This window comes from Reella acinonychis, assembly GCF_052828705.1.
Genome location: NZ_CM128256.1, coordinates 416,641 through 435,933 on the forward strand (window position 1 = coordinate 416,641; position 19,293 = coordinate 435,933).

At 40.7% G+C, this 19,293-nt stretch carries 7 protein-coding genes; all 7 read left to right on the plus strand.

The features are described 5' to 3' along the window. Positions 1-133 precede the first annotated feature (133 nt). The 7 genes from ilvG to ACUXZ4_RS02150 all read left to right on the plus strand — a co-directional run bounded on the left by ilvG (position 134) and on the right by ACUXZ4_RS02150 (position 18,930). Positions 134-1,792 carry an acetolactate synthase 2 catalytic subunit gene (gene ilvG / locus ACUXZ4_RS02120; RefSeq protein WP_464973412.1) on the plus strand — a complete coding sequence of 553 codons (1,659 nt, stop codon included), beginning with the start codon at positions 134-136 and terminating at the stop codon, positions 1,790-1,792. A gap of 28 nt (positions 1,793-1,820) precedes the next feature. Further along, positions 1,821-2,057, plus strand: a complete 237-nt coding sequence (gene ilvM / locus ACUXZ4_RS02125; RefSeq protein WP_464973413.1) for an acetolactate synthase 2 small subunit — start codon at positions 1,821-1,823, stop codon at positions 2,055-2,057. 41 nt (positions 2,058-2,098) lie between these two features. Next, a complete protein-coding gene (gene ilvD / locus ACUXZ4_RS02130) occupies positions 2,099-3,934 on the plus strand; it encodes a dihydroxy-acid dehydratase (protein ID WP_464973414.1) in 1,836 nt (611 codons plus the stop codon). 213 nt (positions 3,935-4,147) lie between these two features. Further along, positions 4,148-4,969: a ZIP family metal transporter gene (locus ACUXZ4_RS02135; protein WP_464973415.1), complete on the plus strand. Its 822-nt coding sequence runs from the start codon at positions 4,148-4,150 to the stop codon at positions 4,967-4,969. A gap of 52 nt (positions 4,970-5,021) precedes the next feature. Then, a complete protein-coding gene (gene ilvA / locus ACUXZ4_RS02140) occupies positions 5,022-6,566 on the plus strand; it encodes a threonine ammonia-lyase, biosynthetic (RefSeq protein WP_464973416.1) in 1,545 nt (514 codons plus the stop codon). 555 nt (positions 6,567-7,121) lie between these two features. Next, on the plus strand, positions 7,122-12,341 hold the full coding sequence (locus ACUXZ4_RS02145) for a YadA-like family protein (protein ID WP_464973417.1): 5,220 nt from the start codon (positions 7,122-7,124) through the stop codon (positions 12,339-12,341). Positions 12,342-12,936: 595 nt separating this feature from the next. After that, the gene (locus ACUXZ4_RS02150; protein ID WP_464973418.1) at positions 12,937-18,930 is read left to right on the plus strand and encodes an ESPR-type extended signal peptide-containing protein; all 5,994 of its coding nucleotides are present in this window, start codon (positions 12,937-12,939) and stop codon (positions 18,928-18,930) included. The last annotated feature ends 363 nt before the right edge of the window (positions 18,931-19,293 follow it).

The following is a 19,293-nucleotide window of genomic DNA, read 5'->3' on the forward strand; positions in this document are numbered from 1 at the left end:
GCTTATATAATAACAAAATATCCTAAAAATGACCGCACTTTTGTGAATAAAATAGTAGGAATATGATTAAAGATCGATATAATGAAAAACAGTTTTGTAATTTAAAATAACAATAAAATAAGCAAGGACAACAATGAACGGTGCGAGATTAATCACAGAATGTTTAAAAGCGCATGGTGTAACCACTGTATTTGGTTATCCTGGGGGCGCAATTATGCCAACCTATGATGCGCTTTATGATAGTGGAATTGAACATTTCCTTTGTCGTAATGAACAAGGGGCAGCCATGCAAGCCATTGGCTATGCCAGATCAAAAGGTTATGGCACAGTGGGTGTGTGCATTGCCACTTCTGGACCTGGGGCAGCAAACTTAGTGACAGGACTAGGTGATGCCTTTATGGACAGTATTCCCGTTGTGGCATTAACAGGACAGGTGGCGAGCCATTTAATTGGTACTGACGCATTCCAAGAAGCCGATGTATTAGGTTTATCTCTTGCTTGCACTAAACACAGCTTTATTGTGCAAAGCATTGACGAATTACCAGAGGTGATCGCAAAAGCGTTTCAAATCGCACAAAGTGGTCGCCCTGGTCCAGTGTTAGTGGATATTCCGCGTGATATTCAGCTCACTGAAACCAATTTACAACCCGTAGTCTATGCCCCTGAGAAACCAGCTGCAATTAAAGCGCAAGCATTAGAAAGTGCGGTGCAATTATTAAAAGAAGCCAAATGCCCAATCCTTTATATTGGTGGTGGCGTCGGCATGGCAAATGCCGTTCCTGCCTTGCGTGAATTTTTACAAACAACGCAAATTCCAAGTGTTTCTACCCTAAAAGGATTGGGCAGTATTTCGCCTGATAATCCTTATTATATGGGGATGATTGGTATGCATGGCACGCGTGCGGCGAATTTAGCTACACAGGAATCGGATTTATTAGTGGTTCTCGGTGCAAGATTTGACGACCGCGTGACGGGTAAACTAGACACCTTTGCGCCAAATGCAAAAGTGATTCATGCGGATATTGATGCCGCTGAAATTAATAAATTGCGTAAAGCCAATGTGGCATTAAAAGGTGATCTGATTCAAGCGATTCAGGGCATGACCATGCCATTGGATATTCAACCTTGGCGTGAACGCATTGTCGCTCTTAAAAATGAATTAGATTTCACCTATGGCGAATTGCAAGGCGAAGGCGATATTGATCCAACTTGGTTATTGCATAGCTTATCGCAGAAGAAAAATCAGAAAGCGGTTGTCGTCACAGATGTAGGACAACATCAAATGTGGTCTGCGCAACACATTAATCATTACCAACCTGAAAACTTCATCACTTCCGCAGGTTTTGGCACCATGGGATTTGGTTTGCCAGCAGCAATGGGCGCTGCAAAAGCACGTCCGCAAGATGATGTGATTGTGGTAACTGGCGATGGTTCAATTATGATGAATATTCAAGAATTGGGTGCTGTTAAAGCAGGTAAAGTGCCAGTGAAAATTCTGTTATTAGATAACCAACGTTTAGGCATGGTGCGTCAATGGCAATCTTTATTCTTCAATGCACGTCATAGTTCCACAATTTTGGATGAAAACCCTGACTTTGTTACTCTAGCCAAAGCCTTTGATATTAAAGGGGAGCGTATTGAAAAAGCAGGTGAAGTGAATGCGGCGTTAGATCGTTTACTCAATGCCAAAGAGGCATATTTCTTACATGTTTGCATTCCACCTGAAGAAAATGTATGGCCGCTTGTCCCACCTGGTGCGTGCAATGCGGATATGTTGGATGTAATGAGCTAAAAGTGCGGTGTAAAAAGGGAGATTTTTTATGAATAATACAGAATTAACTATTGTTGCTAATCACCGCCCAGAAGTACTTGAACGTATTTTGCGTGTTGTGCGTCATCGTGGCTTTACCATCACCAATCTCAGCATGAAATTAGTAGAAGACAAAGTGTGGTGTGATTTGGTGGTCGCCAGCAAACGTGATGTGAGCTTGCTCGTGAATCAATTAGCCAAATTATATGATGTGGTGGATGTGGCTTGTGAAAGCTGCGAAGAATAATGCTTAAATAAATTAGATTACAGATTTAGTTGGAGAAGATTATGCCAGTTTTACGTTCAGCCACCTCAACTCAGGGGCGAAATATGGCGGGTGCGCGCTCACTATGGCGTGCAACAGGAATGAAAGAAGGCGATTTTGGTAAACCTATTATTGCTGTGGTGAATTCCTTTACACAATTTGTCCCTGGTCATGTGCATTTGCGTGATATGGGAAAATTAGTCGCAGAACAAATTGAAGCTGCGGGTGGGGTAGCGAAAGAGTTTAATACCATTGCTGTTGATGACGGTATTGCGATGGGACATGATGGTATGCTCTATTCTTTACCAAGCCGCGATTTAATTGCCGATAGCGTGGAATATATGGTGAATGCCCATTGTGCCGACGCTATGGTCTGTATTTCAAACTGTGACAAAATCACCCCAGGGATGTTAATGGCAGCCATGCGTTTGAACATTCCTGCGATCTTTGTTTCGGGCGGGCCAATGGAAGCGGGCAAAACCAAACTTTCTGATCAAATCATTAAATTAGATTTAGTGGATGCGATGATGAAAAGTGCGGATAAAACCGTTTGTGATGAAGATGTGGAAGCCATTGAACGTAGCGCTTGCCCAACTTGCGGCTCTTGTTCAGGTATGTTTACGGCAAACTCAATGAACTGCTTAACGGAAGCATTGGGTTTATCTTTACCGGGTAACGGTACCTGCGTAGCAACTCACGCGGATCGCAAATTCTTATTTGAAGAAGCTGGTCGTCAAATCGTTTATTTAGCCAAACGTTTCTATGAACAGGATGATTATTCCGTATTACCTCGCTCAATTGCCAGCTTTGATGCCTTTGAAAATGCCATGAGTTTAGATGTAGCAATGGGTGGCTCAACTAACACTGTATTGCACTTATTAGCGGTGGCACAAGAAGCAGAAGTGGACTTCACCATGGCGGATATTGACCGCATTTCGCGTAAAGTGCCTTGTTTATGCAAAGTCGCACCGAACACCTCAAAATATCATATTGAAGACGTCCATCGTGCAGGCGGCATTATGGCGCTATTGGGCGAATTAAATCGTGCCGGCTTACTGCATACCCATACTAGCACCGTTTTAGGCACCACTTTAGGTGAACAAATTGCCAAATACGATATCATGCACAATCCAAGTGAAGACATTGCGAAATTCTATCGTGCAGGTCCAGCAGGTGTGCGTTCGATTACTGCATTTTCACAAGATTGTCGTTGGGAAACCTTAGATACAGACCGCGAAAATGGTTGTATTCGTTCTAAACAATATGCTTATAGCCAAGACGGTGGCTTAGCGATGTTGACCGGCAATATTGCCCTTGATGGTTGTATTGTGAAAACCGCAGGGGTGGACGAATCGATCTTAAAATTCACTGGCGACGCTATCGTATTTGAAAGCCAAGAAGATGCAGTAAATGGTATTTTAGGTGGCAAAGTGCGAGCTGGTCATGTGGTAGTAATTCGTTATGAAGGACCAAAAGGCGGACCGGGTATGCAAGAAATGCTTTACCCAACCACCTATTTAAAATCCATTGGCTTAGGCAAAGAATGTGCCTTATTAACGGACGGGCGGTTCTCAGGCGGAACTTCAGGACTTTCTATCGGGCACTGCTCGCCAGAAGCTGCTTCAGGTGGCACCATTGCTTTAGTGCGTGATGGCGACCAAATCGTCATTGACATTCCAAACCGTTCTATCCAACTTTTAGTGTCAGAAGGCGAATTGGCGCAACGTCGAGCAGAGCAAGACCGAAAAGGCTGGCAGCCGGTTAATCGTCAGCGTAATGTTTCAACAGCATTAAAAATCTTTGGTCATTTCGCTTTATCTGCAGACAAAGGTGCCGCGCGCGACAAATCGAAATTATAAAATAAGGCACAAAAGTGCGGTGTAAAAATCCAGAATTATGTAGAAATAGTGCATTTGATACATAACGTCAATCCGTAGGGACGCGACGCTCGCGTCCAGTGATGTTAAATCTGTTTTGAATGTTATTTATGGACACCAGCGTGGTGTCCCTACTGAATAGGTCATAACAAAAAACGCGGTGGAATTCACCGCACTTTTATTTGAATAGAAAATATGGACGTGTTTTTTTCCTTACATCCCATCACACAAGCCTTTATTGCAGGCTTGTTTACTTGGGGTTGTACAATTTTCGGTTCTTCTTTCGTGTATTTCTTCCGCACTGTAAACCGAAAATTATTAGATGTTATGATGGGGTCGGCTGCTGGAGTGATGATTGCGGCGTCCTTTTGGTCTTTGTTGGCGCCCGCAATTGAATATGCGGAACCAAATTATGGCAAATGGTCGTGGTTGCCCGTTGCCATTGGTTTTTTATTGGGTGGTGGTTTTATCCGCACCATTGATTTTGTCGTACCACATTTACATTTAGACAAACCCTTAGAAGAAGCAGAAGGAAAAGGCTTACATCGCCGTCTGTCTAAATCGGCACTGTTATTTCTTGCCATTACCATTCATAACATCCCCGAAGGATTGGCAATCGGCGTGACTTTCGGTGCGTTATCAAGCGTAGCAGATTACCATGCGGCATTAGCCAGTGCGATTGGTTTGGCCATTGGTATTGGCTTACAAAATATCCCGGAGGGTTCTTCTTTAAGCTTGCCGATTCGCGCTGAGGGACATAGCCGTTGGAAAGCCTTTTGGTATGGTTCAATGTCGGCGGTGGTAGAGCCTATTGCTGCGGTTATTGGTGCTGCTTTTGTGCTATCTATGACGGCTATCTTGCCTTATGCCCTGTCTTTTGCTGCAGGCGCAATGATTTTCGTGGTGGTGGAAGAATTAATCCCCGAATCACAAAGCAATGGCAATACTGACAGTGCTACTTTAGGCTTAATGATCGGTTTTACCGTTATGATGATTTTAGATGTGGCCTTAGGCTAATACACAAATTGCAAAACCGCATAAAAGTGCGGTGTAAAATGGAATACTTTTTATGAGAACAACCCTTTCAGAACAACCAACTGGTGCAGAATATTTAAAAGCAGTGCTAAGTTCAACAGTTTATGAGCTAGCAACGGTCACGCCATTGCAGGCAATGTCTCGCTTATCCGCAAGTCTCGACAACGAGGTTTGGGTCAAACGTGAAGATCGCCAGCCTGTGCATAGTTTCAAATTGCGTGGCGCTTACAATATGATTGCCAGCCTTACCGAAGAACAAAAAGCGCGCGGAGTGATTACCGCTTCCGCGGGCAATCACGCACAAGGTGTCGCCCTTTCCGCTAAAAATATGGGCTTAAAAGCCATTATTGTTATGCCACAAAACACCCCGACTATTAAAGTGGAAGCAGTGCGTGGTTTCGGTGGCGATGTGTTATTACATGGCATTAATTTTGATGAAGCCAAGGCAAAAGCTATTGAACTGTCCAAAAGCAAACAAATGACCTTTATTCCGCCTTTCGATCATCCTGCTGTGATTGCAGGGCAAGGCACTTTGGCGATGGAATTATTGCAACAACATAGCCATATTGACCGCATTTTTGTGCCAGTGGGCGGTGGCGGTTTAGCTGCAGGTGTGGCAGTGCTGATCAAACAATTATTGCCTGAAATTAAAGTAATCGGCGTAGAAAGCAAAGACAGCGCTTGTTTATATGCAGCGTTACAAGCAGGCAAACCTGTTGAACTTGATCGTGTGGGCTTATTTGCCGATGGTGTGGCAGTAAAACGCATTGGTGATGAAACCTTCCGAGTGTGTCAACAATATTTAGACGACGTGGTACTAGTGGACGGTGATGAAATCTGTGCTGCCATGAAAGATATGTTTGAAAATGTACGCGCAGTGTCTGAGCCATCAGGCGCTTTAGCCTTAGCTGGATTGAAAAAATACGTCAAACAATTAGGGATTAAAAATGAGAATTTGGTCACCGTTTTGTCAGGGGCAAATCTCAACTTCCACACCTTACGTTATGTGTCCGAACGCTGTGAAATTGGTGAAAAACACGAAGTGTTGTTAGTGGTGAAAATTCCTGAACAACGGGGCAGTTTCTTAAGATTTTGTCGTATTTTACAACAATATGTGGTAACAGAATTTAATTACCGTTATTCCGATGATGAAGAAGCCTGTATTTTCGTGGGTTTACGCATTAATGGTGAACAAGAAAAAGAAATCATCATCAACACTTTACGTCAAGATGGTTATCATTTACAGGATTTATCCAATGACGAAATCGCCAAAACCCACATTCGTTATATGATCGGCGGCAAAGCGACCAGTCCATTGAATGAATGTCTATATAGTTTTGAATTCCCAGAACAAAAAGGCGCCTTGTTAAACTTCTTAGAAAAACTCGGCACCATTAATACCAATATTTCCCTTTTCCACTATCGTGGTCATGGCGCAGATTACGGTAACGTGCTAGCAGGCTTCCAAGTGGAAAAAGAAAATATGGCGGAATTTATTCAGCGTTTAGATGAGATTGGTTACGCCTACCAAGATGTCAGTGAAAGCGTGGCATATCGTTATTTCTTAGCGAAAAAATAATGGCAGAACCGATATGATGGTGAAAATGTACCAATCGTAAATATGTAGGGACACCACTCAGGTGTCCGTAAACAATATTCAAAACAAGTTTAATATCGCAGGACGCGAGCGTCGCGTCCCTACAAAGACGTCGATATTTAAATATAACGTTTGCAAAAAATCGATTTCAAATACCACATGATTGTAGAGACACCAGGTTGGTGTCCGTAAATCGCATTCAAAATAGATAAAAAGTGCGGTGAATTTCACCGCACTTTTGTTTTTTATTTCAAGAAAATCTTGTAAGTTATTCTTTCCTAACGTAAAAGTTAATTGAAAATTTTGGGGATTTTTTGTGATTTTTTGTAGCCAGTCTATTTTTAATCAATTAAACTACGAGGTCAGTTTATTAGTGAAATAAGCTGTTCTATTTTTTATGGAAATATTTTCTGGCTGGACTGCTAGTCAAATGTGTAATTTTTCGTTATTTGTAAAGAAATGTAATGTACATTGAATGGTAGTGGTGTTACCTATAAAATAGGCATAATTTTTTTAACAACATAAAAGGGTAATTTTATGAACAAAATTTTCCGAGTGATTTGGAATCACGCAACACAAAGTTGGGTGGCAGTTTCTGAACTTCAATCAGCAAAAGGCAAAACAAAATCAACAGTGTCTAAAGTGGCAGTTGCTTTAGCAGCTATGGGGATTAATGGCGTAGCAACGGCGGAAACGCTTCATGAGGTTGGTCCTGCGACAACAGATGCAAATGTATTAATGAATATGGATGTAGATAATGGTCGTTACATCATTATCGGTAAAGACGCTCAAGCAAATGACAACTCTGATGAAAGTGGTTCAGGTAACTTGGCAATTGGTACAGGTGCAAAAGCGTTAGGTATCACATCTATTGCGATTGGTACAGGCGCTCAAACTGTATATCAATCAAACGCAGATAGCAATTATCAACCTAATGGTAATGGTGCAATTGCGATTGGTGCTAATACGTTTGGTGGCGGTCAACATGCTATCGCAATGGGAACCAATGCGAAAGCGTATGAGGGCGCATCTTATGGTATGGCATTTGGTCTTAACTCTCATGCTAAAAAAGGTTACGACGTTGCGTTTGGTCCTTATGCAGTAGCTGAAGGTGGTCAAAGTACGGCTTTCGGTTATAACACAACTTCTGCTGGACCTGTTTCAATTGCACTTGCTACAGATGCTAAAGCGTATGCGCCAGCTTCCGTTGCATTGGGTTTAAAAGCTAGAACAGAAGCCAGTGCGGTTACAGGGGTTGCAATTGGTCAAACATCAAAAGTGAGTGGTTTTAGAGCGATTGCAATTGGCCGTTCAACCATTGTTGATGGTGCTCAAGCGGGTGCGTTGGGTGAAGGCTCAAATGTAGCGGGTGGCTTCTCTTATGCAGTAGGTAGTACCAATAATGTGCCAGTTGAACGCACAATGGTGATGGGTAACAATGTTGTTGCTACCCAAGCAAATAGCGTGGTTTTAGGTAACAACTCAACAGACCGTGCTGCAACTACTGAAAGCAGTGCGACTGTAGGTGGTATCACTTACGGCAACTTTGCGGGTCAAGGTGCACCTGAAAAAGGTGTGGTGAGCGTGGGTAAAGCGGGCGAAGAACGCCAAATTATCAATGTGGCTGCTGGTAAGATTTCTTCTGATTCAACTGACGCAATCAACGGTTCACAACTTTATTTAACCCAAAAAGCATTGGGTAATGTGGCGAACAGTACAGCAAATCACTTAGGTGGTGGTTCAACAGTGAGTGCTGATGGTAACTTAACTGCACCAACCTATAATTTATACACTGGTATAGATACACCTGCGACTGCTGGCAACAGTGGTACGCAAATCAATGGCGCGCCAGTTACAAATGTTGGCGATGCATTGACTGCATTGAATACTTACATTAACAAAGGTTTCAATGTTAAAGATAACGCTGGCACAACTAAAGGTGTGGTTACACCAGGCGAAAGCGTTCAATTTGTAAATGGTAAAAATACTACAGCGAATGTATCTACAGAAGAAAACAGTGTAACTAAAATTACTTTTGATGTGGATTTACCAAAAACTGGTACTTTCGATCTAAACACAACAACTAATACTTTCTCACCAGCGCCAGTTGATGCTGCTAATCCGCAAGGTGATAACCAAGGCGATAACTTAGTTAATGTATCAACTTTAGTATCAGGTTTAAATAAAACCGGTTTCTTCTTAGGTGGTGATACAGAAGGTACAGGTACGTTTACAGATCAAGCAGGCGACAAGAAAATCGCCAATGGCGAAACGTTCTTATTGAAAGCTGGTGATGACATCAACGTTACTCAAATTGACAATGGTTATAAATTAGACGTAGCTGTTAAAACAGGTGAGGTAAAAGATAAAAAGACCGCTCCTAATGATAATGGTTTAGTAGAACCAAAAACATCGGATGACGGCAAGAAATTAGTCAACATTACTACGTTGGCAAATGCGGTAAACAACTCAGGTTGGAGAGTGACTTCAGATCTTGATGGTGGTTCATATGCAGAAATTGGTCATAACAAAACTAATGAGTTAGTGAGACCAAGTGAATTTGTTGTATTCAAAGCAGGTAAAAACTTGACTATTAAACAAAATGGTCAGAACTTTACTTATGCAACGGCTGATGATGTAACTTTCGATTCAGTGCAAGTGGGTGATATCACTATCAACAACGACGGTACGATCAGTAATGTGGCGAGCAACTTGCCAGATACTTGGAACCAAGATGAAGCAAATACAGCAAACCAACCTGTTACCAAGGATAAACAAGAATTAACTGTTAACATCACCAATGCGTTTAACAATGTGGCAACGGTGAAAGATATTATTAATTCAGGTTGGAATTTACAAGCAAATGGTACGAATAAAGACTTCGTGAAACCTTATGATATCGTTAACTTCACAGATGGTGTCGGAACTAAAGTCAATATCACAAATACAGATGGTGTAACCAGTATTGTAAAAATTGATATTGATCCAACAACATTAAATAACAATCTTGCAGGCAATATCACTAACAATGCAAATGGCACAGTAAAACTGGGCGATACAAATGGTAATAATGCTGATGGTAATAAATTGGCAACCACTGGCGATGTGATGAATGCGATTAACAACGCAGGTTGGAACATTACTACTACAGATGATGCTGGCAAGCCAACAACTAAATTAGTGAAAACGGGTGCAACGGTTACTTTCGCTAATGGTACGAACACTGTCGCTGAAACAACGGTTGACGCGGACGGCAACCCAACTGTAAAAATCCATGTTGATGGTGATGCTATCACTAACGCGGCGAAAGGTAATGTAACTGTTGCTGGTGGTAAAACAACTGTTGCTGATGCTGATAAAGGCAAATTAGCAACTACAGATACAGTTTCAAATGCAATTAACGAATCTGGCTGGACAGCGACAATTGGCACTGACACTACTGACTTTGCAAACCAAGATGGCAAGGATGACGCGTTAATCAATCCAGCGGATAAAGTGATCTTCCAAGCAGGTAAAAACTTGAAAGTGAAACAAGAACAGCCTGATGCAACCACGACTAAGTTTACTTATGCGTTAGACGATACAGTTACCCTTGGTGAAGCAAGCGAACCAGCGAAACCAGGTGAAAATGGTCAACCAGGCACACCAGGTAAAGATGGTAAAGATGGTTCTATTACGGTAACAGGTAAAGACGGTGCCGCAGTTGCAATCAACGGTAAAGACGGTTCTATCGGCTTGACAGGTCCAAAAGGTGCAGATGGCAAAGATGGCGTAAGTGCAACAATGAAAGTTGGCGCAGGTCCTGCAGGTGTTGATGGTAAAGATGCGGCAGGCAAAGACGCTGAAAGCAAACCACGTATCGTTTATGTTCCAGTTGATCCAGAAACAGGTAAACCAGCAGTAGATGAAAACGGTAATCCAGTTGAAGAGAAAGTAGCAACTTTAAATGATGGATTGAAGTTTGCAGGTAACCAAGGTGAAACGATCATTAAGAAATTGAATGAGACGTTAAACGTTGAAGGTAAATTAGCGAATGATGCACCAGCTTCTGCGAGCAACGTTCGTGTGGACAGCGATGGCGATAAATTAATCGTTAAAATTGCTGAAAATCCAGAGTTTAACAGCTTAACAATTAATACGGCAGATCCTGATAATCCAGTTGCGCCGACTAACCCAGTGACTATTGTGACTAACCCGAAAGCACCAAATACAGTGACTTTCGCAGGTCGAGATCCAGCTGATAAAAACGAGCCAGTGCCAGTTCAAATCAACAATATTACAAGTGGTTTGAAACCTTATACTAAGGATGATGCACCAACGAAAGCGGCGGAAGGTTTAATTAACTTAAACAATCCAAACGTACCAGACAGCAATGTTGTTACTGCTGGCGACTTACGTAATATGGGGTGGGTGGTTGCAACGCCTGATAACAATTACGAAAGTGCGGTTAAGAATGCACAGAAAGTGAACTTTATCGGCTCTGCTGGTATTGAGGTTAAAGGCGAAAACAACGCAACAACAGGCGTTTATGACGTGAAATTAAAACTTTCTGGCGCAGGTAACTTAGTGTTAGAAGACAACGTTAACATTGGTGAACAACCTGCTCCAACTGGTAGAATTAAATTAGCACCAGATAGCAGCACGAATGGTTTCGTTGGTGCAACTAACGTGATGAACATGGTTAATAGCGCAGGTTTCAAAGCAACAATTGGTAAAGATGCCAAAGACTTTGAAAACGAAGCAGGTAAAACTGATGAGCTAATCAACGCGGGTGATAAAGTTGTGTTCCAAGCAGGTAAAAACTTGAAAGTGAAACAAGAACAGCCTGATGCAACCACGACTAAGTTTACTTATGCGTTAGAAGATCAAGTTACCCTTGGTGAGAAAGGTGAGCCAGGTCAAAATGGTCAACCAGGCAAACCAGGTAAAGATGGTTTCATTGGTGTCAACGGTAAAGATGGTTCAGCAGTAGCAATCAACGGTAAAGATGGTTCTATTGGCTTAACTGGTTCGAAAGGTAAAGACGGTAAAGACGGCGCTTCTGCGAAAATCAGCGTAGGCGAAGGTCCTTCTGATTTAGCGAATGCAAAAGGTCGTGATGGTCGTGACGGTACAGAGAAAAAACCACGTATCGTTTATCAACCAGTTGATAAAAACGGTACACCGAAAGGCGAGCCAGAACAAGTAGCAACCTTAAACGATGGTTTACGCTTTACTGGTGATGATGGTAAAGAAGTGAAACGCCCATTAAATTCACTATTAAGTGTGAAAGGTGGTGCGAAAGGTCAATTAACCGAAGGTAACATTGGTGTAACTTCTGATCCAAATACTGGCGCATTAAATGTGAAATTGGCAAAAGACATTGATCTTGGTCCAAGCGGTAGCATTAAAGCAGGCGGTGTAACCATTAACAACAATGGTATCAACTCAGGTGGTAAACGAATCACTAACGTTGCACCAGGTAAAGCACCAACTGACGCAGTGAACGTAAGCCAATTAAAAGGCGAAATGAAAAACGTACACAAAGGCTATCGTGCTGGTGTCGCAGGTGCGAACGCAGCTGCAGGCTTACCACAAGTTTACTTACCAGGTAAATCAATGGTAGCAGCCTCTGCGGGTACTTTCAAAGGACAAGCAGCTCTTGCGGTTGGTTACTCACGCGCAAGCGATAACGGCAAATTATTGCTGAAAATCCAAGGTAACACCAACAGCCAAGGTGATATTGGTGGTTCTGTGGGTCTAGGTTACCAATGGTAATTTAATCTAGCTTAATGAAAAGGCTTAACCTGAAGGGTTAAGCCTTTTTTGTTCTGTAAATAAAGAAAAACTGCGGTGAAATTTACCGCACTTTTCTTGTTATGACTTATTTAAGTAGGAACACCGTACTGGTGTCCATAAACAACATTCAAAGTGCATTCAAAATCACAGGACGCGAGCGTCGCGTCCCTACGGGTTCTCAATCTGCTCGTTCGCAATTCCCCCAATCCAAAAAAGCGCTGTGAAATTTACCTCAGTTTTGTTGTCTATCTTAATAAAAATATTGTAAGTTTTTTATTTTTTAAGGGAAAATCATTGAAACTTAAGTAAGTTTGTACAAACTTAGTAGCCAGCTAATTTTTAATCAGTTACAACGTCAGATCAGTTTGCGAAAAGTAAGCTGGTTTGTTTTTTGGGGATGAACGTAGGGAATACAGTCACCAAGCAAAAACGCACGAATATTATCGTAATAAGATGAGCGACTGCATAAAAAATAAAACACACTAATTTTGTAAAGATATGTAATTTTTATTGTGGGTTTGTACTGCAACAGATAATATTGCATAACTATTTTGACAATCCAATAAGGTAATTTATGAACAATATTTTTAAAGTTATTTGGAATCACGCAACACAAACGTGGGTTGCTGTTTCAGAATTACAATCAGCTAAAGGGAAAACTAAATCAAGTACAAAAGCCGTTATAGCTGCCGTGGCAAGTTTAGTAGTTGTTGATGCTTTAGCAGTAACTGGTGGTACCGTTGGAACGGCAACCACTTCTTTAACTGCTAAACCAATTGAATATGATAGCAATACAAATAAAGTATATTCAGGAAACGCTGCTAAAGGTCCTTTACAGGTAGGGGGTGATGTTTCAGCTATTGAACGTCCAAATGAGGTTTATATTTCTACCCCCGTATCGACTGATCAGAATCTATCTCCTTCAGAGCGTACTGCGATTTTAATTGGTAAAGGTGCTTCATTCAAATCTAATATTGAAAATTCAGCACTTGCATCTTATGGTGCAATTATTATTGGTACAAATGCTACGGTAGAAAGTTCATCAGCCACTGCTAGAAAGGACTCTTCTAAAGTAGGTGGATATAGTATTATGAATGTCGGACCTAGTATTGCGATCGGTTCTGAAGCGAAAACAATAGTACCAACCGCTGCTGATGTTGTTAGCTATAAAACACCAGGTAATGAGCAGTTCTATTCCGATAAAATTTCAAAAAGAACATTAGATCCAGCCTTAAATAGCAAAATTGATACTGCTGTGACTAATGTACAGATTGACAGTAATGGTTACTTAAGCCAAGCAGTGAAAACTTCTGCATCTTCAGTTCCTATATATAATGGCTTAGGTGGTAATGTTCAACATCACGGTTATGGTACTGCTATTGCTCTAGGTAATGAAGCAAGAGCTAAAAGTTCTGCTGTGGCTATCGGTAGTGTTGCAACTGCAGATTTAGGGGTTGCTGTAGGTGCTTTTACTACAGCAAGAGGTTCAGGTACTGCGGTTGGTATGGCTGCTGCAGCGGTAGGGGCTAACAGTATGGCTTTAGGTCGCCAAGCAGCTGGTGCGGGTGATTATGCTCAAGCCATTGGTGCAGCTTCATCAGCAACAGGTAAAGGAAGTATTGCACTTGGTGTTATTTCAACGGCAAAAGGTAAAGGTTCTATTGCAATTGGTAATGGTTTAGGTGATGTAGCTGATACAAATGAAGGATTTGATAAAATCATCTCACGTCAAACAGCAACGCTTGCTGGTGGTGAGAATGCTATTGTTATTGGTACACAAGCACTTTCTAAATCAAGCAACGCAAATAGCACAGTCGTAATTGGTAATAAAGCGATAGCTGGTGATAATAGTGAAACTAAAGCAGCAGACAATGCTATTGCAGTGGGTAACACTACGGTTGCTAAAGAAGCAAATTCAATTGCAATGGGTAACCAAGCACGAGCTGAAGCAGTAAGCTCAACTGCAATTGGTGATAATGCAGTAGTAACTCACAAAGATGCAGTGTCATTAGGTAGTAATTCAGTTTCCGCAGCAGGTACTTCTGAAAATAGTGCAACAGTAAATGGTGTTACTTATCAAGGTTTTGCGGGTAAAGATGGCGTTGCTACGAACTCTGGTTTAACTGTTTCTGTTGGTGACGTAGGTAAAGAACGCCAAATTAAAAATGTTGCAGCAGGTAAAATTTCTGCAACTTCAACTGATGCAATCAATGGTTCACAACTTTACTTAGCCCTGAATAAAGCTGGCTGGAACTTAGATATCGGTAAAACTATTGGTACAAATGATAGTGATGTAACAGCAGATAATGGTGTGGAACACATTGCACCGGGTGAGACTGTGAAATTTATCGCAGGTAAAAACATTGATATTTCACAGAAAAATGGCGAAATTACCATTACTGCTAATATCACCCCTGCAACACCTACCTCAGTAAATGTAGATGGCACAACCATTAAGAAAGATGGCGATGTGATAAAAGCAAACACTAGCCCAATTACCGTAACTTCAACAACACAAGATGGTAATAAACCAACATTTACGACTACTAATCCTGATTCATTAGCGAAAGCTGGTGATGTGCAAAATGTTGCTGAGAAATTAGTGGCTGAAGGTTTAGATTTCACAGGTAATAACAACGGTGTGACTGTTCACCGTGATTTAGGGACTAAATTGACCATCAAAGGTGGTAACAATGGTGCAGATGTTTCTGATAAAAACGTTTATGTACAAGCAGACGCTGCTAATAATGCATTAGTAGTTAAAATTGCTGAAAAACCGCAATTTAAAGGCATTAACTTAAATGATGGAACTAACGCGACCAATCCAAATGGCGTGAATATCACTTCAAGTGCTCCAAATACAGTGAATTTCGCTGGAGATAACAATACACCTGTTACGTTAACTAACTTAAAAGATAATTTACCAAAAACAGACAATACAACACCAAATCAAGCAGCACCGACTACCCTTACAGAGGGTGATAAGAAAAATGCTGCGACAGTAAATGATGTGTTAAATGCAGGCTGGAACTTAAAAGGTGACAACAAAAATGTTGATTTCGTTAAACCTTACGATACAGTAAACTTTATTGATGGAATTGCCACCGATGTAACCGTAACAAAAAATGCAAAAACAGGTGAAAATGATATTAAAGTCGATGTAAAAGTTGATGGTACAACAATCAAAGTTGAAGGTGATAAACTAACCGCAAATACAAGCCCGATTACAGTGACCTCAACAGCACAAGATGATACAGCACCAACATTTACTACTGATAATCCAGATTCATTAGCGAAAGCTGGTGATGTGCAAAAGGTTGCTGAGAAATTAGTGGCTGAAGGTTTAGATTTCACAGGTAATAACAACGGTGTGACTGTTCACCGTGATTTAGGGACTAAATTGACCATCAAAGGTGGTAACAATGGTGCAGATGTTTCTGATAAAAACGTTTATGTAGAAGCAGACGCTGCTAATAATGCATTAGTAGTTAAAATTGCTGAAAAACCGCAATTTAAAGGCATTAATTTAAATGATGGTACAGATCCACAAAACAATCCTAATGGCGTGAATATCACTTCAAGTGCTCCAAACACAGTGAATTTCGCTGGAGATAACAATGCGCCTGTTACGTTAACTAATATAAAAGATAACTTGACGCCTACGGATGATGCAACTAAGAAACAAGCAGCTCCAACTAATCTTACAGAGGGTGATAAGAAAAATGCGGCAACTGTTAATGATGTATTAAATGCGGGCTTTAACTTGCAAAATAATGGCAAGGAGAAAGATTTTGTTAAAGCATACGACACATTAAATTTTGTTGACGGTACAAATAGCAAAGTTGTTATTGAAAATACTGATGGTAAAGTCAGCACAATTAAAGTAAATGTAGATGTTGATTCACTTAAAGGTGATTTAACTGGTAATGTAAGCGTTAATGAAGATGAAGGAACTACATCAACAACGAATCAGCCTGCGGATAATAAATATGCCACAACAAATCAAGTGGTAGAAGCTATCAATAAATCTGGTTGGAAAGCGACTATTGGTCGTGATGACAACGATTTTACAGATGAAGCAGGTAAAAAAGTTGAAGTGATTAACCCTGGCGACAAAGTTACCTATCAAGCAGGTAAAAACTTGAAAATTAAGCAAGATGTTGATTCTGCAACTAAAGAAGTTAAATTCACTTATGCAACTAAAGATGATGTTCAATTCAAGTCAGTTAATATCAATGGAGATAATAACCCGAATGGTGTGAATATGACTTCAACAGCACCAAATACCTTAAATTTAGGTGGTGATGTGACAGATGGTAAAGCATCACCTGTGACTATCACTGGTGTAGCAGGTAACTTGCCCAATACTTACAACACAGATGCGATTAATAACACCAATCAACCAGTTACAAAATCTCAAAATTTACCAGTAGGTGTTGAAAATAAAGTCAATAACGCTGCTACAGTGGGTGATATCCTCAATGTTGGTTGGAACTTGAAAGAAAACAACAATGTGCGTGACTTTGTGAAAGCCTATGATACTGTGAACTTCGTCAATGGTACCAGCACTATTGCAAACGTAACCACTGCTGATGATGGTAAATCAAGCAATGTGACTTTCCATATTGATAAAGGTGATATTAACGTTAATGAAGCAACTGGTGCAGTGTCTGGTCCAGTAACCTCTGAAGAAGCGAAGAAATTAGGTGACGCAATTACCAATGCAGAAAATGCATTAAAAGCTGCCCCTGATAATCTAGATTTGAAAAATGCATTAGAGGATGCGAAAAAAGCAGCTGATGAAGCTGGCTTGAATAAAGTTGCAACAGTACAAAATGTTGCCGATGCAATCAGCAAATCTGGTTGGCAAGCGACTATTGGTCGTGATGACAACGATTTTACAGATGAAGCAGGTAAAAAAGTTGAAGTGATTAACCCTGGCGACAAAGTTACCTATCAAGCAGGTAAAAACTTGAAAATTAAGCAAGATGTTGATCCTGCAACTAAAGAAGTTAAATTCACTTATGCAACCAAAGATGATGTCACTTTCACTAACGTAAACACTAATACCTTAACCGTTGGTGGACCAAAAGCAGATCCTGCAAAACCGGATCAACCTGGCACACCTGCGGCGAACATCAATGTTGTGGAAGGTCCTGCAACGCTTGATGGTACAAAACCTGATGATAAATTGGTGCGTATCCAATATCAGCCAGTGGATAAAAATGGTAACCCTGTTGGTAATCCAGAACAACTTGCAACCCTAAATGATGGCTTGAAGTTTGAAGGCAATAAAGGTGATATCATCAAGAAAAAACTAAATGATACCGTAGCAGTAAAAGGTTCATTGGCTAATGATGCAGATGCTTCTGCGAAAAATGTTCGTGTTGATAGTAAAGACGGTGAGTTAATTGTTAAAATTGCAGAAAAACCTGAATTTAAAGGTGTAAATTTGAATGATGGTAAGGATCCAAATAACCAAAATGGTGTCAATATCACATCCTCTGCACCAAATACCTTAAATTTAGGCGGTGACGTTAAAGATGGAAACATTTCACCTGTTACTATAACAGGCGTTGCAAGTAACTTACCTGATACTTACAACCAAAATGCGTTAAACCCTGACAATAAGAAACCTGTAACTAAATCACAAGATTTACCTACTGGTGTTGAAGATAAAGTAAACAATGCTGCAACTGTTGGAGATGTACTCAACACGGGCTGGAACTTGAAAAATAACGGTGACGCTAAAGATTTCGTTAAACCTTATGACACTGTAAACTTTATCAATGGACAAAGTACTATTGCGAAAGTAACGACTAAGCCAGACGGTCTATCAAGTGATGTTACCTTTGATGTTGATTTGGTCGATTTAGAAATGGAAAAACAACCCGTTGATCCAACTAAGCCAAATGGTCCGCAACAAGAAACAGGTAAAGTTGTTGTGCCAGTCGATCAAAATGGTAAACCATCTAAAGCGATTGCGACAGCTTCTGATGTAGCAAATGCAATTAACAATGCTGGCTGGAAAGCAACTATTGGTCGTGATGATACAGACTTCAATGATCAAACAGGTAAAGCAACGAAGCTTATCAAGGCTGGTGAAACCGTCACTTACAAATCTGGTAAAAATTTAAGAGTGAAACAAGATGGAAATAATATCACTTATGCTTTATCTAACGATGTTGATTTAGGTCCAAATGGTAGCTTAAAAGCTGGTCCTGTTACTATCAATAACAAAGGCATTAACGCTGGTGGTACGCGTATCACTAATGTTGCACCGGGTAAAGCTCCAACTGATGCGGTAAATGTGAGTCAATTAAAAGGTGTTGATAAAGGCTTACGTGCAGGTATCGCAAGTGCAATGGCTGGCGCGAACCTATATCACGCAACATTACCAGGTAAATCAATGGTTGCAGCAGGTGTGGGTACCTATAAAGGTCAGTCTGGCTTTGCAGTAGGTTACTCTCGCTTATCAGACAACGGTAAAATTGGTGTGAAAGTGATGCTTAACTCCAACACCCAAGGCGACGTGGGTGCTGCGGCAACAGTAGGTTACCAATGGTAATTTAACTTAGTTTAATGAAAAGGTTTAACCTTAATGGTTAAGCCTTTTTTATTGTATTAAACATAGCTTGGCATTATAAAAGTGCGGTGAATTTCACCGCACTTTTTCTATCAGCTGAATGGAATTAAAATCATAGTAATCATTTTTTCAAAGAAACTTTCCTAATTTTATGTTTGCTCTGGAAAATAATTTCGGCGTGCAGTTGATGGTTATATATTTGATTCGTATTGATATTGTTTGATAATTCTGCCAAATAAATAAATAAATAAATAAATAAATAAATAAATCTATATATAAAGGATTGTCTTATGGTCTTACCAGTAATGTAATCCAAACGTTTACGTCCCTAATTTAGCAAAAGGA

Bases quoted from the DNA above. Each gene is read 5' to 3' on its own strand.
- ACUXZ4_RS02145 (WP_464973417.1), top strand. From the start codon at position 7,122: ATGAACAAAATTTTCCGAGTGATTTGGAATCACGCAACACAAAGTTGG.
- ilvA (WP_464973416.1), top strand. From the start codon at position 5,022: ATGAGAACAACCCTTTCAGAACAACCAACTGGTGCAGAATATTTAAAA.
- ACUXZ4_RS02135 (WP_464973415.1), top strand. From the start codon at position 4,148: ATGGACGTGTTTTTTTCCTTACATCCCATCACACAAGCCTTTATTGCA.
- ilvG (WP_464973412.1), top strand. From the start codon at position 134: ATGAACGGTGCGAGATTAATCACAGAATGTTTAAAAGCGCATGGTGTA.
- ACUXZ4_RS02150 (WP_464973418.1), top strand. From the start codon at position 12,937: ATGAACAATATTTTTAAAGTTATTTGGAATCACGCAACACAAACGTGG.
- ilvM (WP_464973413.1), top strand. From the start codon at position 1,821: ATGAATAATACAGAATTAACTATTGTTGCTAATCACCGCCCAGAAGTA.
- ilvD (WP_464973414.1), top strand. From the start codon at position 2,099: ATGCCAGTTTTACGTTCAGCCACCTCAACTCAGGGGCGAAATATGGCG.